Annotated in this window: 23 protein-coding genes; 10 read left to right on the forward strand and 13 right to left on the reverse strand. The window is 43.1% G+C overall.

The window, feature by feature from the left end:
* The first annotated feature begins 38 nt into the window (after window positions 1-38).
* Genes L7A31_RS00690 through L7A31_RS00705 form a run of 4 tightly spaced genes read left to right on the forward strand, consistent with a single transcriptional unit; the run spans window position 39 to window position 3382 of the window.
* Window positions 39-1310 (forward strand): zinc-binding dehydrogenase, encoded by a 1272-nt coding sequence (locus L7A31_RS00690; RefSeq protein WP_237359553.1) that lies wholly within the window; start codon window positions 39-41, stop codon window positions 1308-1310.
* A 56-nt stretch (window positions 1311-1366) separates the two neighbouring features.
* Window positions 1367-1879 (forward strand): MltR family transcriptional regulator, encoded by a 513-nt coding sequence (locus L7A31_RS00695; RefSeq protein WP_435532868.1) that lies wholly within the window; start codon window positions 1367-1369, stop codon window positions 1877-1879.
* Window positions 1880-1889: 10 nt separating this feature from the next.
* A complete protein-coding gene (locus L7A31_RS00700) occupies window positions 1890-2627 on the forward strand; it encodes a nucleoside/nucleotide kinase family protein (protein WP_237359554.1) in 738 nt (245 codons plus the stop codon).
* Between the two features lie 8 nt (window positions 2628-2635).
* Window positions 2636-3382, forward strand: coding sequence for a phosphatase (locus L7A31_RS00705; RefSeq protein ID WP_237359555.1), 747 nt, complete (start codon window positions 2636-2638; stop codon window positions 3380-3382).
* Between the two features lie 97 nt (window positions 3383-3479).
* Here the strand turns inward: L7A31_RS00705 and L7A31_RS00710 are convergent, their stop codons facing one another.
* The gene (locus L7A31_RS00710) at window positions 3480-4811 is read right to left on the reverse strand and encodes a hypothetical protein (protein ID WP_237359556.1); all 1332 of its coding nucleotides are present in this window, start codon (window positions 4809-4811) and stop codon (window positions 3480-3482) included.
* Between the two features lie 391 nt (window positions 4812-5202).
* Here L7A31_RS00710 and L7A31_RS00715 point away from each other — a divergent pair, with 391 nt between their 5' ends.
* Together L7A31_RS00715 and L7A31_RS00720 are read left to right on the forward strand one after the other, a co-directional pair.
* Window positions 5203-6054, forward strand: a complete 852-nt coding sequence (locus tag L7A31_RS00715) for an AraC family transcriptional regulator (protein ID WP_237359557.1) — start codon at window positions 5203-5205, stop codon at window positions 6052-6054.
* 134 nt (window positions 6055-6188) lie between these two features.
* Window positions 6189-6827, forward strand: a complete 639-nt coding sequence (locus tag L7A31_RS00720; protein WP_237359558.1) for a hypothetical protein — start codon at window positions 6189-6191, stop codon at window positions 6825-6827.
* A 2-nt stretch (window positions 6828-6829) separates the two neighbouring features.
* Here the strand turns inward: L7A31_RS00720 and L7A31_RS00725 are convergent, their stop codons facing one another.
* A complete protein-coding gene (locus L7A31_RS00725) occupies window positions 6830-7837 on the reverse strand; it encodes a bile acid:sodium symporter family protein (protein ID WP_237359559.1) in 1008 nt (335 codons plus the stop codon).
* Between the two features lie 84 nt (window positions 7838-7921).
* Between L7A31_RS00725 and L7A31_RS00730 the strand changes: the two genes are divergently transcribed.
* The gene (locus L7A31_RS00730; RefSeq protein WP_237359560.1) at window positions 7922-8701 is read left to right on the forward strand and encodes an AraC family transcriptional regulator; all 780 of its coding nucleotides are present in this window, start codon (window positions 7922-7924) and stop codon (window positions 8699-8701) included.
* Here the strand turns inward: L7A31_RS00730 and L7A31_RS00735 are convergent.
* A complete protein-coding gene (locus L7A31_RS00735) occupies window positions 8698-9516 on the reverse strand; it encodes a hypothetical protein (protein WP_237359561.1) in 819 nt (272 codons plus the stop codon). The genes L7A31_RS00730 and L7A31_RS00735 overlap by 4 nt on opposite strands.
* A gap of 176 nt (window positions 9517-9692) precedes the next feature.
* On the reverse strand, window positions 9693-10571 hold the full coding sequence (locus tag L7A31_RS00740) for a hypothetical protein (RefSeq protein ID WP_237359562.1): 879 nt from the start codon (window positions 10569-10571) through the stop codon (window positions 9693-9695).
* 255 nt (window positions 10572-10826) lie between these two features.
* On the opposite strand from L7A31_RS00740, the gene L7A31_RS00745 reads away from it, so the two are divergent.
* From L7A31_RS00745 to L7A31_RS00755, 3 genes are all read left to right on the forward strand, one after another.
* The gene (locus L7A31_RS00745; RefSeq protein WP_237359563.1) at window positions 10827-11228 is read left to right on the forward strand and encodes an acyl-CoA thioesterase; all 402 of its coding nucleotides are present in this window, start codon (window positions 10827-10829) and stop codon (window positions 11226-11228) included.
* A 356-nt stretch (window positions 11229-11584) separates the two neighbouring features.
* Window positions 11585-12175: a LemA family protein gene (locus tag L7A31_RS00750; protein ID WP_237359564.1), complete on the forward strand. Its 591-nt coding sequence runs from the start codon at window positions 11585-11587 to the stop codon at window positions 12173-12175.
* Complete coding sequence (locus tag L7A31_RS00755; RefSeq protein WP_237359565.1) at window positions 12175-14043, forward strand: M48 family metallopeptidase; 1869 nt, start codon at window positions 12175-12177, stop codon at window positions 14041-14043. Before L7A31_RS00750 ends, L7A31_RS00755 begins: the two co-directional genes overlap by 1 nt.
* Window positions 14044-14183: 140 nt before the next feature.
* Here L7A31_RS00755 and L7A31_RS00760 read toward each other — a convergent pair whose 3' ends face one another.
* From L7A31_RS00760 to cyoB, 9 genes are all read right to left on the reverse strand, one after another.
* A complete protein-coding gene (locus L7A31_RS00760; RefSeq protein WP_237359566.1) occupies window positions 14184-15059 on the reverse strand; it encodes a DMT family transporter in 876 nt (291 codons plus the stop codon).
* Between the two features lie 2 nt (window positions 15060-15061).
* The gene (locus tag L7A31_RS00765; protein WP_237359567.1) at window positions 15062-15514 is read right to left on the reverse strand and encodes a GNAT family N-acetyltransferase; all 453 of its coding nucleotides are present in this window, start codon (window positions 15512-15514) and stop codon (window positions 15062-15064) included.
* 71 nt (window positions 15515-15585) lie between these two features.
* Window positions 15586-16149: a Crp/Fnr family transcriptional regulator gene (locus L7A31_RS00770; RefSeq protein ID WP_237359568.1), complete on the reverse strand. Its 564-nt coding sequence runs from the start codon at window positions 16147-16149 to the stop codon at window positions 15586-15588.
* Window positions 16146-16532: a ribosome recycling factor family protein gene (locus tag L7A31_RS00775; RefSeq protein WP_237359569.1), complete on the reverse strand. Its 387-nt coding sequence runs from the start codon at window positions 16530-16532 to the stop codon at window positions 16146-16148. The genes L7A31_RS00770 and L7A31_RS00775 overlap by 4 nt, the downstream gene beginning before the upstream one ends.
* Window positions 16533-16627: 95 nt before the next feature.
* The gene (locus tag L7A31_RS00780; RefSeq protein WP_237359570.1) at window positions 16628-16930 is read right to left on the reverse strand and encodes a hypothetical protein; all 303 of its coding nucleotides are present in this window, start codon (window positions 16928-16930) and stop codon (window positions 16628-16630) included.
* Window positions 16931-17321: 391 nt separating this feature from the next.
* Window positions 17322-18188 (reverse strand): heme o synthase, encoded by an 867-nt coding sequence (gene cyoE, locus L7A31_RS00785; protein ID WP_237359571.1) that lies wholly within the window; start codon window positions 18186-18188, stop codon window positions 17322-17324.
* Between the two features lie 13 nt (window positions 18189-18201).
* On the reverse strand, window positions 18202-18516 hold the full coding sequence (cyoD, locus tag L7A31_RS00790; RefSeq protein ID WP_237359572.1) for a cytochrome o ubiquinol oxidase subunit IV: 315 nt from the start codon (window positions 18514-18516) through the stop codon (window positions 18202-18204).
* Window positions 18516-19130 carry a cytochrome o ubiquinol oxidase subunit III gene (gene cyoC / locus L7A31_RS00795; protein WP_237359573.1) on the reverse strand — a complete coding sequence of 205 codons (615 nt, stop codon included), beginning with the start codon at window positions 19128-19130 and terminating at the stop codon, window positions 18516-18518. The genes cyoD and cyoC overlap by 1 nt, the downstream gene beginning before the upstream one ends.
* Window positions 19120-21144, reverse strand: a complete 2025-nt coding sequence (cyoB, locus tag L7A31_RS00800; RefSeq protein ID WP_237359574.1) for a cytochrome o ubiquinol oxidase subunit I — start codon at window positions 21142-21144, stop codon at window positions 19120-19122. Before cyoB ends, cyoC begins: the two co-directional genes overlap by 11 nt.

Below are 21144 nucleotides of genomic sequence, written 5' to 3' on the forward strand. Positions count from 1 at the left end.
TCGAGATAAATGTTGGCCCATATTTGGAGAATAGATAAATGGTTCAAACAACGGCAGCGGTTATTTGTGGTGAAAAAGATGTGCAATTGAGAACCTTTGAATTGCCAGAAATTTCAGACGATGAGCTTCTAGTAAAAAACATATCCAACAGTATTTGCCTCTCAACGTATAAGGCTGCTTTGTTGGGCAGTAACCATAAGCGAGTACCAGAAGATATCGCTGAAACACCTGTCATGACAGGTCACGAGTATGCTGGTGTCATAATCAAAGTCGGTAAGAACCTAACTGACAAGTTTCAGCCGGGGCAATCATTTGTTTTGCAGCCAGCGATGGGACTTCCTTCAGGGTATTCTGCTGGATACAGTTACGAGACGTTTGGTGGCAATGCGACCTATTCAATCATTCCCCAAATCGCTATTGATCTTGGTTGTGTGCTTCCACACAACAGCCCTTACTATGCGAACGCGTCTTTGTCCGAACCGATGTCATGCATTATCGGCGCTTTTAACGCAAGTTATCATACTACGCCGTATGTTTATGAGCATCAGATGGGGATAAAAGAAGGCGGCTCTTTAGCTTTACTGGCATGTGCAGGCCCAATGGGTATCGGGGCGATAGACTACGCGATTAATGGTCCAGTTAGACCAAAACGTATTGTGGTCACCGATATTGATGAGGATAGGCTGGCACGTGCGGAGAGTTTGATTCCTAGATCCAAAGCCGAGGACAATGGGATTGAGCTGCACTATGTAAACACAGCTGAGCTTAGCGATCCTGTTTCTCACTTAGTTGGCTTAAATGATGGCCGAGGATACGATGATGTGATGGTGTATGCCGCGGTCGCAGAAGTACTTGAACAAGCTGATGATTTGCTTGGCAATGATGGCTGCCTTAACTTTTTTGCCGGTCCAACAGACAAGAACTTTAAAGTTCCTTTCAATTTCTTTAATGTGCACTATGAAGCGACACATATTGTGGGGACATCTGGTGGTTCTACAGGAGATATGATTGAATCTATTGAGCTTTCAGAAGCAAACAAAATCAACCCTTCGTATATGATTACTCACGTAGGCGGTATTGAGGCAGCACCTCATACCATACTCAATCAACTAGAAATTCCGGGTGGTAAGAAGTTGATCTATCCTCATATCAACCTTCCACTAACGCCAATTACAGAGTTTAAAAAGCTTGCAGATGTCGACCCGTTTTTTATTGAGTTGGATGAAATGTTACAAGCCAGTAACTATGTATGGAATGAATCAGCTGAAAGAGCACTGCTTGAATTCTATGATGTCAGTTTCGAAGCGTAGACTTTATCTTAATCAGAAAGTTGTGACTTTAGAGCAATAGGGAAACAGAGATTTTAATGCAAGACGAGTTATTAGATGCATTAGAAGAGTGCGAGTCGGCGAGTAGCTTTATTCGAGTATCACACAAGTTAATTAACGCAACACTTAGGCAGCTTCTTCCACGAGTTTTTGTGCAAGATGAACTCGTGATGGAGTATGCCGTGACACCTTTGCTCAAAGAGGATGGTCCATTGGTCAAAATGGATGTGACCTCTAAGCTGATGTTTGCGATGGGGAAAATTTCTTTAGAAACCTATGCCGACATTGGCTTGTTTGACCAAATGTACCAATATGTTTGCGCCCAAGCGGAAGACATTCCGTTTGACGATGTTGTTGTATATGACTTTATCAACAATCAGTCATCTTCTTCCAAGAGTGAAGGGCGCATTTATTTAGATTCGATTAATCAGATGAAGTTTTCTTCATTTGACTCGTTTTCAGAAGCTCGCTATCAGTCATTGATTAAAACAGTACTGAAACTGTTTTGTGAGAACTTGTTAGACAATGTTGAGAGTGAGATTTTAAGTTGAGGTTGTGGACATGAAGGTTGTATTAAACGTCAGTGGATTTGATACAGAGGCGACGTTTCCTGACAGGGACATCGAGCAGATTCACAAACCACTTATAGAAAAGTTCAGTAAGCTTTTTGAACAAAAACAGCAGCGTGTTGTGGTCTTTTTATGCGCCCCTCCCGGAAGTGGCAAATCTACTCTTGCTGCTTATTGGGAACATTTATCAAGACAGTTGCCAGGTGTGCAGCCCCTTCAAGCTCTTCCATTTGATGGTTTTCACCTTCCGAACAGTATTCTAGATTCCAATTACGTGCAAAGAGAAGGTGAAAAAATCAGCCTACGAAGCATAAAGGGTTGTTATGAAACATTTAATCTGACCGAGTTGATTGATAAATTGAAACAGCTTAGAGTGGGGGACCCTAAATGGCCTTTCTATGATAGAAACCTTCATGATCCTGTCGACGATATGATTTCGGTAGATAAGCAAGTCGTCGTGGTAGAGGGAAATTGGTTACTGTTAGATGAGCCTGTTTGGAATGGTTTGCACGAGTTAGCTGACTTTACCATTTTTGTCGATACCGACCCAGCCTTCCTAGAAGAGCGTTTGGTGAATCGTAAAGTTCGTGGTGGGGCATCGATAGACGATGCTACCAAGTTTTATCAGTGCTCAGATGCCAAAAATGTTGAGAAGGTGCTCAACCACTCAATTAATGCAGATTTAACGCTTTATATGAATCAAGATGGTTCGTTAGCAATAAACGAATAGGAAGTGTAATGAAAATCGTTGTGGACAGTCATACCCATACTCTCGCAAGTGGTCACGCTTATAGCACTATCATTGAAAATGCTAAGGCTGCTAAACAAAAAGGGCTGAAGCTGCTATGTACCACTGATCATGCGCCTAGCATGCCGGGTGCTCCACACTATTGGTTTTTTAATAATCAAAGAGTTTTGCCTCGTTTTCTTCACGATGTGGGAATACTTCGTGGTGTTGAGGCCAATATCGTGAATGTCGAAGGTGAGCTTGATTTACCTCCTTCTTCGTATCCGCATTTAGATTGGGTTATTGCCAGCTTCCATGAACCAGTGTTTGCGCCTTCCACAGAAGAGGCTCATACCGAAGCATTGCTCAATGTTATAAAAAATGGTCAAGCGGATGTACTAGGACACCTAGGAAACCCACATTTTAAGTTTGATATTGCAGCGGTACTCGCTTGTGCGAAAGAACATAACGTTGCGGTTGAAGTGAACAACTCTTCGCTAGCAGGCAAAAGTCGCAAAGGGAGCAGTGATAACTGCAGTAAGATTGTTGAAATTGGCAAAGAATTGGGTGTGAGCTTTACCACAGGCTCTGATGCTCATTTTTGTGAAGACATTTCTAACCTATCTCTTGCGACCGAGTTGTTCGAAAAACACGGTGTGCAAGCGGAGCAGATTATATCCACTTCGACATCGCGATTTTTAAACTTTCTCACTCTGCGTGGCAAGCCAGTGATCGAAGAGTTTAAAGAGATGTATTGAGGGAATCTCTCCCTTGAATTGAGTAGAGAGTGGCAAAGCTTACAATCCTATAAGCTTTGCCATCCTTGGCTATGGTGCCTAATACTTTGATTCTAAACTACAGTTCTCCGGTATATTTATAGGCTTCGACTCGACCAACAACGTAACCAGCGTGTTTACCTAGTTTGCTTTGACGGTTTTTAATCATATGCTCTTTGACAATGGTAGCATTGCATCCTGGTATATAATTTCTCTTTCCTTTCGCCGCGTTGAGATACCTTACAATTTTCGGGTCCGTGCTATCCAATTTAATAGTACCGTCAGATATAAATCCCTTAGCGTATTCTTGTAGCTTTTCATAGGCTCTGAATACCGACTTTTCATGAGCAGCAGCATAGCTATCAAATGTTCCACTTTTACACAGATTATGGTATTTCCTTTTGAAGCATCGAGAGACTCGTATGCTAAGAGTTTTCGGTGGTGGAGTTAAATCGGTAATTTTTATAAAGTCAGGAAACGAGCCAAATTCAGGTATACAGACTATATAAGAAGCTAGAATAGGTATTTCTTCTAGTTGCGTTGCAAACCAAGTTTCAAACCAATTATTTGTAAGAGTGGATGCTTTCATCGCCAAGTTTCTGCATTCTTCCTGAAAACATATGTATTTGAGCTCCATAACCCATCGGTCGTATATACCTTTAAGGAAGTTAAACACTGCAATCACAGCATTCACGATAGTTGTTACAACCGTTCCAACACCTAAGCTTGCCACTTTAAGGGCAATTAATCCCCCGTTGAGAGTAAGAAGTGCTGTTTGCTTGATTGCGACAGATTTAATTTCAGAGCGAATTCTTTCAATGACGTCGCTTGCGGTTCGAGATGATGCTACTTTGCTTAAATTGCTCGTACTAGAAGCAGCTAACGCTGCTTTTAAAGCTGTTTTCGCAGCACTTACCGCAGCCTTAATTTCCTTAGTCGCTGGATTTAGTTCTTTGATTATTTTCGTTATTATGTGCGGCACTAAATTGTATAGTTCCGCTTGTTTGTGTGCGAGCTGCGTAGACAGTACTGCACTTAAATTGGACTTCGAACTTTTGTCTTTTAGTTTTGCGTGCTGTTTCAGATTGGCAATGACTTGACCTGACATTTGCTGCGAGGCCTTGTCCTGGCTATCGCTACTGGATCTACCGCTTCTGCTTTTAGCGTATTTTGATGTGGTTTTTACTGAGTCTTTAACTTGGTCAACAGCACTTTTCCCATCACTAGCCAAAGTTAGTAAAGTGGATATACTCCGCTCGACCTTTGTTTTGGAAAATACGTTTAAAATCTCGGCATACATTGGGTTCAGATCTTGGAATAGGTCAAGATCTTCTTCGAACATAGCATGTTTTCTTCTTCGGCTATATTCTGGCGTAAAGTTAGAAAGCTCAATTGATGATTGAGTAGGCATAGGTTGCTCCTCACTGGTGCTATGTCGAATGGAGTTGTTGTTCTTTGAGTCTTGAAACTGATTGTTAGCCAATAGTGGTGTAGCGCTTTGATAGACAGTCAAAGCAAGACTCAAACGCTTCTATATCCCGAAATCGTCGCTCGGTTTCGCTATTAAAGTGACTACGCTCACTTAATGAGCAGGCAATGGCATTATCTGTTAACCACGGGTTATTGAGGGGTTAATGGAAGTTAGCGATTTGAAATCGCTAATGGGTGCCACTTACATATATGTAGAAGTTGACAATGATCTTTCCGCCTTCTTCGTAGAACCTGTAATTTGAGCAAAAACGGTTAAACTTGATATTCGTCGTTAACTTAAAGTTTGGTTCTGGTTTTAGAGAGGTGTGTGAATGAACTACGAAGAACGTGTATTGGCAACAATTGACTATATTGGCAAGAATCTAGATGACGAATTGCCGCTAGAGAAGTTGTGTCAAGTAGCTTGTTTTTCTAAGTTTCACTTTCATCGCCTGTTTACGGCTTATACAGGGCTATCATTACAGCAGTACATTCGCTGGTTGCGCTTAAAGCGCGCTGCCCATCAGCTTATTATTGATGACAAAGTCACGATATTAGCGGTGGCAATAGAAGCAGGGTTTGAGTCTCATCAGGCTTTTACTCGAGTATTTAAACAAGCTTGCGGTTTGACTCCGACTCAATATAGAGCCGTGGGAAACTCTGCAGTTTGGGATAGCCCTCCGTACAAAATACCAAAACTAAGAGAAAACTCGATGAACGTTACTATTAGAGAAGAGAAATCACGTAGGTTTGCTGTCCTTGAGCACAGAGGTGATCCAAATACTGTTGGTCAAAGCGTGAACAAATTAGTGAACTGGGCTAAATCTTTGCCCATTAGTGTTAAACCTAACGCTGGAGATGCATTTGGCTATGCCTACGATGATCCCGCAACAACAAAGCCTGAAGACTTTCGTTTTGATCTTGCTTTGACGGTTCCAGAGAACTTAGAGCTCAAAAGCGAGCAGATAACAGAGAGGCGATTGCCTCAGGGCCGCTATGCCGTCGCAGTGCATTGTGGTTCTCGTGACAATATTGGTGAGACTATCTACGCTGTGCTTCGCGATTGGCTGCCAACATCAGGAGAGAAGTTAGGTGAGCTACCTTGCTTGTTTAGTTATCAAAACTTTGACCACGAAGTAGCTGAAACAGAATTGATCACAGAGTGCTGGTTTTTGCTAGATTGATAGCTTAAGTATGGTGACCTTGCTTATCTAACACCCTCAAGACAAACAATTACTTAATGCGAGATTAAGCTGTGGGAAATGGAAGCTGCTGGCTACGATTAGCCATACAAAACAATGTTAACTGGTGCGACTTTGTGGCTAAGTTACATGGAGTCGAGACCTGCTTTACTGAGCAGATCTGGCGTTCGAGCCTCGAAATGCCAGAACTTTTCCCGCACTTGATTACCTTGCAGTCAGGAATACCTGAAGCTTTACTCAGTGAGATGATTGAGCAGCACAATGTCCATTTTATCAAAGACAGCTTCGCCGATCTTGACTTGACAAGACAGGGCTTCACCAAGTTTGTCGATGCACATTGGTATATTGCCACTGCGCCTACAACCCCACGAGAAAAACAACAGGTTGTAATGGCTCGATGCTATGAGCTAACAAGGGCTGCAGATCTTACTCGATGGGAAGAGTTACTAAGAGGAAATAAAATCTCTGAACCTATATATCCAGAGACATTTCTCTCTGAGCCGAGGGTTAAGTTTTTTACGGCGGAAAAAGATGCTTTGCAAGCTGGGTTAAGCTGCTTTTGCGACGATCAAACAGTGGGAATCTACAATTTGTGGGGAGATGAAAGCCTTTATCAAGCGTTGCTAGAAAAGGTGTTTGACACGTTTCCAAATAAAGCGATTGTTGGATATGGCGACCAAAGTGAAGCCCAAGTTTTGCAGATACTGGGCTTTGACATACTTACCCCAGTGAGTATTTGGGGTAAGTTTTTTTAAAATCAGTCAGTAGTATTCAAAGCATTTTCATTTGGCATTTTTCTAGCCGCATATTTATTTGCCAACACTGCGCAGTAAAATATCTGAATGGGGTGATAGAGCATAATAGGCAGCAAAATCATCCCTAGTTGAGGGTTGGTGCCGAAAATAACTTTTGCCATTGGTACACCCGCTGCGAGTGATTTCTTGGTTCCACAGAACAGCGCTGAGATTTCATCTTCGGTATTGAATTTCAGCTTTCTTGAAATCCATGGGATGAGCGTAGCGATACAAAGAAGAACAACAACACAAATCACGATTGAAATTGCCAGCGTGACGATAGAAAAGTCTGACCAAATATGTTGAATAACCGAGTTACTGAAAGCGTTAAATACGATTAACAAGATCACGACTTTATCCACCTTATTCACCACAGATTTATGGCGTTCCATGAATGTGATTAAAAATGGTCTTACCAACTGACCAATTATCATTGGTAGCAGAAGCATTTTTGCAATAGCGATAATAGTGCTTACAACAGGAACATGACCACTTTCTGCCCCCATGAATATTTGGACGAAGAAAGGTGTGATAAATACGCCAAGTACACTTGAAAGCGAAGCATTAAAAATCGCACCGGGTATGTTGCCTTTGGCGACACTGGTCATCGCAACAGAGGACGAAATGGTACTGGGCAGTGCAAACAGGTAGCTAAAACCAAATGCTAACGCAGCTGGGAAAATCGCAAGTAGGCCGTGTCCGAATAGCAGCCATAGAATAGGGTAGGCGACAAACGTCATGCACTGCACAAGAATATGCAGTCGCCAGTTTCTCACCCCTTTTTTAATTGCCGAAGGAGAAAGCCCAACGCCGTGCAAGAAGAAAATCAAGGCAATACCCAATTCCGTCACGATGTCTAAATGCAATACGCCATGGCTTTTTCCCACATTCGGAAATAGCGCTGCCAGCACAATGGCTAACACCATTCCTACTAAAAACCACTCTTTTTTGATCACTTTTACCATGTTCATTTATTTTATCTCGGTAAGTTTGGCAAAATATATTGTATAGATTAATATTTCCTCTATTTCTTACAACCGATAATAAGACAAACTATGTCGACTAGAAGACAGAAGCGCGCTATTCCAAATTTACCGGAACTTCCAAGGCCAATTTACGCTCGGCCTGAAAGCTGGGGGCCAGAAGGGCGTTTGACAGACTGGCACAGCCACAAATGGGGGCAATTTAGCTATGCAGTATCCGGTGTGCTGAATGTTTCAACAGAGCAAGCTAGTTACGTTTCTCCTCCCCAATACGGTATCTGGATTCCAGAGAATACCACTCATAAAGTCGAATCGAATGTTGCGGCGGAAATGCGCAGCTTGTACATCAATATGGATGCATTAGCAGGTGATCAGTGGAAGAGGCCATTTACTTGTGAAGTGTCGGTTCTGTGTCGAGAGCTTATTGTTCGCTTCTGTCAAAGCCCTGCGTTATATGATGTGGGGTCGAGAGAAGAACGGTTAGCGCAAGTGATGATTGACGAACTAGGCCTGCAACCTGAAGTGGCGACAGATTTGCCAATGCCTACTGATCATCGTCTTATCTTGATTAGTGAGTTTTTGATTGAAGAACCTAGCTGTGCACTCGATATAAACCAACTCGGCAGTAAAGTTGGTCTATCAGGGCGCAGTGTCAGTCGGCTATTCAAACAAGAAACAGGGTTGACTTTTCAGCAGTGGAGGCAGCGGGTACGCCTATCCACAGCACTTACATGGTTGGAAAGTGGCGTTAGTGTTACAGAAGTGGCTGTGAGCTGCGGCTACGATTCTCTATCGGCATTCGTGGTTGCTTTTAAATCCCAGTTTGGACAAACCCCCGGTCAGATGTTTTAGGGCGTGTTGAGCTTTGCAATCTCCGCTAGAAGGTAGTTGTAATAATAGTCTGCTATTTGTTGTCCCTGAAACTCTTTTTCAACAAGGCCTTGGCTAACTCTGTTGTAATTATCTAATTGGTGTTTCGAGCATTTACTGAATGCGTGATAGACCAGTCTTGGTTCTTGTGGCAGTGGAATAATTTTCGTTGAGTCGAGCAAGTCCATCTTTTGCGCCATATAGAACAACGACTCTTTGTTGCTGCTGGCTACGCCAGTTAATCTTCCTCGAACAAACATTTTCATATTGGCGGAATAAAAGTCAGTTTGCGGCGTCAGGATCAACCGGATCCGAGGGTGACGCCAATAAGGTTTCAATAGTGATGGAGGTAGCCCGTCCGTCCAGCCAACCACTTGATCAAACAAATCTTCAGAGCCACGAATCTCATCAACGGGGAAGTCTTTATTGACAAGCAGGGATGGAATAACACGGTGGAACGGTTGTTCTGGATAAAGCATTCGCGCAGTACGTTCTTCAGACCAACCTTTCAATAAAAACATATCAATAGTACATTGCTTAAGGCTAACCTCGGAGCGCTTGTTGGTCATTTTCTGCCAAACAATGTTAACGTTCATTTTTCCAGCAAAGTTCTCAGTAAAAAAGGAAATGAGAGGGCCGTAGGGCATCTCTTTCTCTGCTGAATAAAACACGTGAGGTGGATAAACAAAATAGCCAACTTTTAAATCTTGTCGCTCTTGAGAAAACGCCGCTGCACTCAGAATCATCAGTATAAGTGTCAGTGCTATTTTATTTCTACCTACCGTCAAGCTGTGCATCACTTCTCCACTTGGTTAGAGCAAAACATCATAGGAATATTGGGTATTATTACCTTATTAATAATAGGAGAGTTTCTGGCTGTTATTCGATAGACAAAAATTCTAGCCATGATTAACGACAACGTTTTACTTCGCTGAAGAAGGGAAAGGTTAAAGTTAGTACTGCATAAAGTTATCTATTCGCCTGACTTTCCATGAGTTAATGTTCTTGATGATTCCTCATCAATAAAGACAATATCAACAATGTCTACAAAATCGCCATTAGTGAGCCCGAGTGGGGAGCAATTGCTTTGGATCGCAATAACATTTTTCGTAGGCTTGCGAATATAGTTTGTGAGTGAGGCGCAAAAATGGTCATTGCAGGTGTCTGATCGCAGCTCTCTAGGCAGCGAGCAGCCAGTATTGGTCTGATTTATACATGCCCCTTGAATATGATCTGCTCTGATATGAGAAATATAATAATCCAGTAACTCCTTTTTAGTTATCATTTGATTGTGCATTCTTATTCGGTTTATGCTGCCTTCGTTCAGGTAAGCCTTGTGTGAACCGCTTCGGCAACAACCGCCCTTACAAGTAGTACAAAGTTTCTCTAATATATCGTTTAGCCAATCTTGGTCGTCGAATGAGCTTGATGAGACCGCATTTTGAGGTTCTTCAATAATCTCTAGTATGCTTTTAGAGAAAGCAGTATCTAGAATGTCCTTCAAGTGAGAAACGTAGTTAGAGTATAAACTGTCGTCAATGGGAGCCATTTCGGGCAGGCCGGTAGGAATGGTGACTAAGCTTGTATCGGTTACTGATGCACCTTCGATTTTAGATAGCGCATCTTCAAAAAGATCTTCACATTTATTTAAAAATTTGCGTAACTTTTCTTCCCGAAGAGCTACTTTCTGTTCCTCGAGTCTCGCATGATTCTCACGTAATTCGCCTTCAAGTTGACCAAAGTGCGTTTTATAGCTGAATGAGCTCATTGTGGACTTCTGCTTGATTAGCATTTTACATTGCACATTGTTGCAAAACTTGGCACCACAAATCTCACATTCGTATGTAGACATAATTATCCTTTGGAGAACTAATATATTGATTGCTATTAATAACTTATGCCGCAAATAGCCTTATGACAACTTCTGGCATCAAATATTGAAGCCCATCGCAACGAATGCCTTGTTACAGATCTCAGAGTTTCCAGCTGTTATTAGATAAAAAAAATTCAAGCTCTTAGTGAATGCCACAACATGATAATGTGTTGAGTTGCTTATCAAACAACAATAGACTATCCAACAACCAAACTTTTTTAGTATTGATATCAAATGTATATAAAAGAATTTAGCAAAGACTTTGAGATGCGGTTTATGGACATGAACGCAGGTGTTCATCTTTCAAACCATGTTTGTGTTTCCTATCTATCTGAGTATCTCTCTGCTTTCCTAGAGAGTCATGGCCAATCGATGTTCGGTGTTTATGACTATAGATTACTGTTTGCTAATTTAGAGATTAAGTTCACTCGAGAAGTCATCTATCCAGCCACAATCACAATACAGTGCACTGATGTAGAAGTTAAAAGCCGGAAAATTGCGCTTCACATAGAGCAGTTTGTCGACAACCAGACCGTTGCGAAAGCAGTGTTGGCTCTCTCTTTTATGAAAGACGGAAAAGTCGCTCAAATTAATGACAAGATCGCATCACTATTTTTAGGAACCATCGAGCAATGAGAATAGATCGGCAAGCTGGTGCAGCGCACATATTTGAGCGGCACTATTTGGGTGTGCTGCTCCAACTAGGTAGCCTTTGTCAGTCAAGATACTTTTTCTAATCTGAACGGAACGGGTTAGAACTGTGTAATGAAATCGTTTTTGTCCAAAACTGAGCTAGGTATCATTTTTTGAAACGAGAGCAAATAGGTGTTGAAGATCAGACGGCCTTTGAACGATTCTATGCACTCGCATTATAATTGTATCAGTATTATAGGTTCGTCACGCCTCTAGCTAGATTTGCGACAGAATAAATTTTCTGTATATATCAATCACCTATATAACATTCCAATACGTTTACAAATATGGAAATTACTATGACTTCACTTATTGTTTTTATCGTCATCGTTTTACTTATCGCGGTGTTTGCGGTCAGTATTTACAACAAACTAGTGACGCTACGTAATCGCTTCAAAAACAGCTTTGCTCAGATTGAGGTCCAGCTAAAACGTCGTTACGACCTGATCCCAAACCTTGTTAGCACAGCGAAAGGCTACATGGAGCATGAAAAAGAAACCTTCGAGCGTGTCATCCAAGCGCGTAACCAAGCGATTTCAGGCTTGAAAGCAGCAAGTGATACGCCAGAAAGCGATGCGGCTATTAGCCAACTGGCACAAGCAGAAGGCATGCTACAAAATGCTCTAGGTAAGCTAAATGTTGTTGTTGAAGCTTACCCAGAGCTTAAAGCCAACGAAACCATGACCCAGCTACAAGAAGAGCTGACCAGTACAGAGAATAAAGTCGCTTTTTCTCGCCAAGCCTTTAACGATGCCGTCACCAGCTACAACACTTACAAGCATACTTTCCCACCTGTTCTGTTTGCCAATATGTTTGGCTTCCAAGACGGTAAGCTGCTCGAGTTTGAAGACAGTGAAGCAATCCAAGAAGCACCTAAGGTTGAATTCTAATGGATTTCTTTGACCATCAAGATACCGCACGTCAGCGTACCGGGCTTCTGGTGTTTCTGTTTTCCTTAGCAGTATTAGTCATCACTGCTTTGGTCAGCGTACTGTCGATTGCTATTTATTATGGGGTCACTGGGGAACCATTTGATCAACGAACCGCTATCACCTATATCTTGCTGTGCTTTGGGTGCGTGGCGCTGGTTGTTGCAATCACTTCGATGTTCCGCTTATCTGAGCTTTCTTCCAATGGCGGTCGCGGCGTTGCTGAAAGTATTGGGGGTAAGCTTATTTCCTCGAATACGACTGACACAAAACATCGTCAGCTGCTTAATGTAGTAGAGGAGATGGCAATTGCATCTGGAATTCCCGTCCCTCCTGTTTATATTATGCTGGGAGAGCGTGGTATTAACGCTTTCGCAGCAGGCATGAGCATTGATGATGCCGTCATCGGTGTTACGCAAGGTGCGCTAGACAGCTTTACCCGTGATGAGCTGCAAGGCGTCATTGCTCATGAATTCAGCCACGTGTTAAATGGCGATATGCGCATGAACACACGGTTGATTGGCGTCTTGTTCGGCATTACTTGCATTGCGTATTTGGGTCACTTAGTTCTCGACAATACGCGCTACACGAGCCGCGCATCAAGAAGCTCTTCCGGTTCCGATAAAGGCTTCACAGTCATCATATTGATCGCGATTGTGTGTATAGTGCTTGGTTGGGTTGGTACTTTATTTGGCTCAATGATCAAAGCAGCTATCTCACGGCAACGCGAGTTCTTGGCAGACGCGAGTGCGGTGCAGTTTACTCGAAATAGCCAAGGGATTTCAGGTGCTCTGAAGAAGATTTTCGGTCACGCATCTGGCTCTAGCTTGAATGCGCGAGTGAGCAGCCAAATGAGCCACATGATGTTTGGGCAAAGCAGCTTGTCTGGTTTCACCGGCTTCTTCGCTACTCACCCGCCTTTGGAAGAGCGAATCCGTCGTATAGAACCCAATTGGGATGGCAGCTTTTCGAGCAAAAATCAGAGCAACACTTCAGCGTTTGGAAGTGATCAAGTAAGTGGGTTTTCGTCTAATGCCAACTTTGGTTCTCAGGATCATGAAACACAAGATGTAGCACCAACTTCCTCGGAGCTAAGTGGCACAGGTACACAGCTTATTAGCCAATTACCCCAAGACTTGGTAGACATTGCACGTGAACCCTACAGTTCTCGTTTTATTGCATTACTACTGATCTTTGATGGAAGTGATGTACAGCGTGAGATGATCAAAGGTCATATTCCGATGGTCTCGTACGCCAAACTATTACCGTGGTTGGATTTCGATTTACCAATGCATTTGAGGCTTCCTCTGCTAGAGCTCGCTATCCCTGCGCTCAAAGCAATGAGTGAAGGTCAGAAAAACAGACTTTGCGAAGTTCTGCGAGAATTGTCTCAAACCGATAATCACTACTCACTAGGTGAATGGTGCGTCATTAACTTGCTGGAAAAGCAGCTTATTGCACCATTTGGTTCTACTCGCCAGAACAAGACCTTTAAGCAACTCGAAGAAAGCGTTCATTGGTTGCTAAGTGAATTAGTTTGGGTCACTCATTCAGAACGAAAACGTGCGCAACGAGCGTTTAACGCTTCGCTCTCCTCGCTTGGATTTGCAGAAACTACGCTAGTAGAACCTAATAACGACTGGCGCATAAGTCGTACTGCATTGGAACTGTTGCTGCAACTTAAACCCCTTCAACGACGCCAGTTCGTTAAGGCGTGTCGTTTAGCAATCGAGTCTGATGGAAAAATCACCGTTTCAGAAGGCGAATTGTACCGAGTGATAGCGTGTTTCTTGGAAGTGCCAGAACCGCCGCTCACTGTGACACTTTAACTCCACAAAGTAAAACGCCAGCGATAATCGCTGGCGTTTTTTGTTTTCGACTATAAATGACGCTGATTAGGGGCTTTTGACCTTTCACATTGGCATACTTGAAGTTATCGCTCATTTGCTAATATTTGTCCAACCCGCACTCACAACTCCGAACACTTCGACAGCTTTGGCTGCGATTTAAAGAAAGTGCCCCATGGGATGAGAGGTAAGATCACCATTGCTATTCCTAATATGGTGAGCCAATCGGGGACTTCATTGAACCACATGACACCAAACAAAGTAACGAACACCAATCCAGAGTTCTCAGCGACTGCAATCGAACTGGCAGGCGCGCGTTGGTAAGCCATTATCGCTAAACCGTTGTAGCTGAGAATTAATGCAGAGCTTGCAAGTATCAACAGCAAGCTTGTTGTTGTGATGGGCTGCCAGTAGTACAGCGCTAGGATACCCGATATCGGTAGAGAAAATAGCGATGTCCAAAATAAGGTACTTACTACTGACTGGTGATTCGGAAGTTTGCGAGCTGTCAGGTTAAAAAGAGCAAGAGTCAGCGCTGTTCCAAGGGCAAAACTCGCAGCCCAATGAAATTCGGATGGTCGCAACACAACCATAACTCCTGCAAAACCTAACACTGTCATTGCTATGCGTGTTGGTTTAGGTTTTTCACCGAGTAATACCATCGATAGAGGGAGCATTATCAGGGGTGCTGCATAGAAAACGGCGTTTGCTGTAGCCAGTGTTAAGTGCGTTATGGCGACCACCATGCACCCACTGCCGATAACAATTAGCTGTGCTCTCAATATATGAAGTTTGGGGCTATAAAGCTTTCTTTTCGGTTTAGGCTGTTTCAACCAGAATGGCAAAATTACAAGTGTTGCAAGTAGTTGCCGGATAAAAATGTACTGAAAACTAGACACGTCTCCATCAAGCAGTTTAACTGCAACATCGGAGAGTGAAGCGGCGAAATTACCGATAACCAGCAGCAATATCGCCAAGGGAATGCGGGCAGAAGACAAGGCTACTTTTCCAGCTTCATATCAATGTGCGGAATGTCATCTTCTAGGTACATCTCTGAGGTCTGCACAAAACCATGTTGGCGATAGAAGTTTGCTAGATGCTCTTGAGCACCCAATTCAATAGTTTCATTTGGCCATAAAGCTTCGCAAGAGGATAAAGCCTTTTGCAGAAGCTGATGTCCAAGGCCATCGCCTCTATGGCTTTCACTGGTAGCCACTCTGCCGATACTCACTGACGGATAACTGATCCCTTTTGGTAATAGACGAGCGCATGCAACGAGCTTGTCGCCTTGATAACCCAATAAGTGGTGGACATCGTGCTGATGATCCTTGTCATCTAGCTCTGGGTAAGGGCAGGTTTGCTCAACAACAAATACGTTGACCCGAAGTTTAAGAAGTTGATAGAGCTCGGTAGTAGTTAGTTGAAGGAAGGATTTTAGCTGCCAAGTAATCATTATTATTTATTCTTCATTGTTGCGAATATCAGTAATGTAACAAGGCTCGTTTATATAGGCATTAACAAATGTTAATTCTGGCTACGTTTTTTAATGCGACTTAGGCTAATAGGGGTGATGCCAAGATAGCCAGCGATTTGGTAGTCATTGAGGCGCTCAAGCAAGCTTGGAAAGTTCAGGCAGAATAACTCATAGCGCTCTTCGGGTGTATGGAGCAGCATAAAGCGCTCTTTTTTCTCTTTATACATAAGCTGAGTTTCCAGTAGCTTTAGATAAATGTCGTGCCTTTCTTTACGCCATTTGCCCAAGGTTTCTATTGGAAGTGACAGAATTGAACACCGAGTGATCGTCTCAATGAGATAAGGAGAAGCTTGCTGGTTGATCAGGCTTTCAAAGCCAATAATCCAATCGTATTCCCAATAAAACTCTTTGCTAAACTTCTTTCCTTTGTCTGTCAGGTAAGCTGAATGACAAATTCCTTCCAGCATAAAGAACACATCATTCGCCACTTCGCCCTGATGCAGTAAAGCTTGATGTTCTGGTAACTCTATGAGTTTTGCTGATTGAATGAGTTGGTCGATTTCTTGTTGTGCAAAACCGTTCTTTTGTAAGTGTTGTTGGAACAGGTCAATCATAGTGAGTCCATTTTTAAACGCGCTGCTCTTGCTTGTACCAACGTACAGCCAGTTAATTGGACTAACTCCGCCAATGTGATTGAAGGGTTACGTTGGATAAGGCTTTCAAGTTTTGTTTGAACGGTTTCTTTTTGGCTTGAAGCAATATCTTTGTTGGTTTTGATTTTATTGATGAGATAAGCAAAGTGTTCGTCACTTTCGACGGCCAGCATATCGATAAATTGCAGTATGTCCGAGCAAGTGCCAATCAGTTGCCAATTGCGAGAGCGTCTCACTCTTTTTAGCTGGCAGTGGTTGTTTTCAGCAATGAGTTTGGCTGTTTTTACGTGCTCTCCGCCAATGCGGTGTATTAAAGAGGGCAGAGAGATAGCAATTAGCGACATGTAGAAATGAGTTGAGCAAACCGATTAGAAAATATAGCAGATAAAACAAAAGAGCGAAAATTCGCTCTTTTTACAATACCGCAATTTGGTGATGATTACGCTTCTTCTTCAGCTGGCTCTTCTTCGGCAGCTTCTTCCGATGCTTCAGCTACAGGCTCGTCAGCTGGTGGATTTAGCTTAGCGTCTAGAGCTGGAACAATATCTTGATCGACAAAAGTCTCGATAGACTTCATTAAAACTTCTTTTACAGCAGCGAGATCAACGTCACCGCCTTCAACATTACCTGCTTGGACTATTGTACCTAGCTCTTCACTGATGCTTAACATTTGGTCTTTAACAGTGGATCTTAGCTTAGGTAGAATCAACCCTAATTGTATTTGAAATGCAATATCTGACATAAAACTTCCTATTTGTTTATAAATGTTAGCGTTCTAGGGATGTCAACAAATGAGGGCCTCGTTTGTTGCTATAAGTCAGTCTATCTTGCCCCTGATAAGGGGTAAAGGACGTAACTGACCATATTTGATATTAAGCATAAGTTTACAATTCGTCCAATATTGGCCTTGCAGCAATGCCATGTGTGAACGTTCAACTTTAATGCTTTAAATACAAATAGATATACTAGACCGCTTTATTTCTATCACAAGGTGGCGATGGGCTATATGTGATACTGAGCAGAGAATGTACTCTATTCACAGTAACTTACATTTGATTCGCGTTGGTAGGGACAAACAAGAAAAAAGCCAAAAAAAGTGTAGCAGTCAGTATGACCACTACACTATGTTGGTTTTAGATGGTGAGGCTGACAAGTTCTAAGCCGAGAATGCCACTGATACCCATTACGACAAGCAGTGATATTTTAAACACGTTCTTTGCCCAAGGGATGTAGTTCTCTTCTGTAACTGGTTTGAATGTTGCTCTCATCCAGTACAAGCAAACGAGCGAAGCAACAGCGAGATACTCGTAGCCGCTATTACCAAAAGCAAACAGTGCAATAGCGACCACGCTAAATGCAGTAACATAGGCTTTCATATGCTGGTGAGCTTTTTTGATGCCTTTCTCTACTGGTAGCACGGGAATGCCTGCTTCCTTGTAGTCTTGCATGCGAAACATTGCAATGGCGTAGGAGTGAGGCATTTGCCACAAGCTGAACAATGCAAATAGTAACACCGCTTCTAAACTGATGTAGTTTGTTACCGCAAGATAGCCGACCAATGGCGGAACAGCGCCGGAAACGCTGCCTACCAATGTTCCGTATATCGAGGTTCTCTTGTACCACATGGTATAAAAGAATACGTAGAACACGTAGCCTAGTAATACAATGACGGTAGAAAGCGGATTGGCTTTTTGATAGAGAACAGCAGTACCAATGACTAGCAGCACTAACGCATAAATAAAGGCGTGGTCAATATTGACCGCACCTTGTACTAATGCACGCTTGCGAGTTCTTTCCATCTTATAATCGATATCTCTATCGAAAATATTGTTCACAACACAACCAGAGGCAATCACACACGCTACGCCTAGCATGGTGTAAAGCAGCAACGAAGCATTGGCTGGCTCAGACTCTGCGGCAAGGAAAAAACCTGCAGCCACAGAGATCAGATTGCCAATAATGATGCCTGGCTTAGTGATGGAGAGATAGCTTTTCAGCATAGCGAACCTTCTACTACATCATCATGTTATCGTTGAGGTTCACCATGATCCAGATTGAACCACCAATCAGGATCAGAACCACAAGCGCGGTAAACACTAGCGATATAATACTCCAGCGTCCATCTTGTGACTTCGCTTCTAGGTGCAAGAAGTAGTAAAAATGAACGAGAACCTGAATAATCGCACAACCAAACATCAGTAGGTACGTGATGTGGGTTGGCAGCGATTTTGTCGCCACGAAATAAAACGGAATGATGGTTAAAATCAGCGATGCGATAAAACCTTTTACATATCCCTGAACGCTTAACTCGGTGGTTTCGCTGCTCATTACATTACTCCCAACAAGTAAACGATAGTGAAGACACATACCCAAACGATATCAAGGAAGTGCCAGAATAAGCTTAGGCAGCTAAAGCGTGTTTCCATCATGTCATTCAAGCCTTTGCTGTTTAGCTGGAAGTAACACGTCGCTAGCCAAATCAGACCGAAAGTAACATGAAGACCGTGCGTACCAACTAGCGTAAAGAACGCTGAAAGAAACGCACTACGCTCTGGGCCATAGCCATCAAGAATCAGGTGATGGAACTCGTAAAGTTCCATGCCGATAAAGCCTGCGCCTAGTAGGAAGGTCACGATCAACCAGAACTTAAGGCCTGCAAGGTGCTTACGACGCATTGAAATCATCGCAAAGCCAAAAGTAATACTACTGAACAGCAGCAACATCGTTTCTACGAATACAAAAGGTATTTCGAAGATATCTTTGCCGGTGGGACCACCGGCAGTTGCATCTATAAGTACTGCAAATGTTGCGAATAGGCTCGCAAACAATATGCAGTCGCTCATCAAGTAGATCCAGAAACCAAATAGTTTGTTCTTTTTGATCTCTTGAGCGTGATGATCATGATCGTGGTCATGAGCGTGAGTCATAGCATTAGTTTGCATAGCTCACCTCCATATCGTCTTTGTCTTTTTTCAGAGCTTCAGCCTGTTTAAGCTGCTCTCTGCGTTCGGCTTCTATCTGCTTAATTTCTTCAACAGGTACGTAGTAATCGATGTCTTCGTTGAAGCTGTGCTTGATACACATAAAGATGATGCCAACAAAGCTTAGGCCTGCTAACCACCAGATGTACCAAATCATTGCGAAACCAAATACCAAAGCAAGTGCTGAGATAAAGAAGGCAGAGCTTGAGTTTTTCGGCATATGAATTGGTTCATATTCCTGCTCTTCCATTGGCTTAAACTCGCCACGCTGTTTTTGATACCAGAACGCGTCGATTTCGCTGCCTTCAGGGATTTTGGCAAAGTTATAGAACGGCGGTGGAGATGATGTTGACCATTCAAGAGTTCGAGCATCCCACGGGTCGCCAGTAAGGTCACGACGGCTTTCGCGAGTGCGAACACTAACGATGATCTGTATTGCTTGGCAAAGAATACCTGCAAGAATGACTGCTGTACCAAATGCTGCAACAGCAAGTAGTGGGAAGTATTCGTGGTTAATGTTTTGGCTCAAGCGACGAGTCATACCCATAAAGCCAAGCGCATATAGAGGGATAAACGCTAAACAGAAACCAATTACCCAGCAGTAAAATGCGCGCGCGCCCCATTTCTCACAAAGCGTAAAGCCTGTTGCTTTCGGGAACCAGTAAGTAATACCTGCGAAACAGCCGAATACAACACCACCGATGATTACGTTGTGGAAGTGAGCGATTAGGAATAGCGAGTTGTGAAGAACGAAGTCTGCACCCGGTACGGCCATTAGTACGCCTGTCATACCACCGATAGTGAAGGTGATTAGGAAGCCAACCGTCCACATCATTGGAGTTGTGAAGTAGATACGACCTTTATACATGGTGAATAGCCAGTTAAAGATCTTAACCCCGGTCGGTATGGCGATGACCATGGTGGCGATGCCGAAGAAGGCGTTAACATTCGCGCCAGCACCCATAGTAAAGAAGTGGTGTAGCCATACAACGAACGCCAAGATGGTGATAACAACTGTTGCCCAAACAAGAGATGCGTAACCAAATAGCTTTTTGCGTGAGAAGGTCGCAACGACTTCTGAGAACACACCAAATACTGGAAGTATCAGGATATATACTTCTGGGTGGCCCCAAGCCCAAATCAGGTTGATGTACATCATCATGTTGCCGCCCATATCGTTAGTAAAGAAATGGAAGCCTAGATAACGATCAAGCGTCAATAGAGCAATGGTAACTGCTAAGATTGGGAACGAAATAATGATCAGGATGTTTGCACATAGTGATGCCCAAGTGAATACTGGCATCTTCATCAACGGCATACTTGGTGTGCGCATGCGGAAGATGGTCACGAAGAAGTTAACACCTGTTAGAGTGGTACCAATACCGGAAAGCTGTAGTGCCCATATCCAGTAGTCGACCCCGACTCCAGGGCTTGCTTTGATGCCCGATAGAGGAGGGTAAGCCAACCAACCTGTTTGACCAAACTCACCAACAAACAGTGACATGTTAGTCAAGATAACACCAACAATGAACAGCCAGAAACTGAGGTTATTCAGGTATGGGAATGCTACGTCTCGCGCACCGATCTGCAAAGGAACAACGATGTTCATTAAACCGATTACAAGAGGCATTGCTACGAAGAAAATCATGATTACGCCATGAGCGGTAAAGATTTGATCGTAGTGGTGCGGTGGCAAGTAACCTGCTTCACCAGCTGATGATAACAGCTGTTGGCTGCGCATCATGATGGCATCGGAGAAACCACGTATAAGCATGACCATAGCTACGGCTATGTACATGAAACCAATTTTTTTGTGGTCGACGGTAGTGAACCATTCTTTCCACAAATATGTCCACTTACGCTGAATAGTCACGTAAGAGAGTAAAGCAACACCAAGAATGGCAACAACAATAAATGTTCCCACCAAAATTGGCACGTCGTATGGGATTGCGTGTAGACTCAATCTTCCAAACAT

The organism is Vibrio marisflavi CECT 7928, from assembly GCF_921294215.1.
Taxonomy (GTDB): domain Bacteria; phylum Pseudomonadota; class Gammaproteobacteria; order Enterobacterales; family Vibrionaceae; genus Vibrio; species Vibrio marisflavi.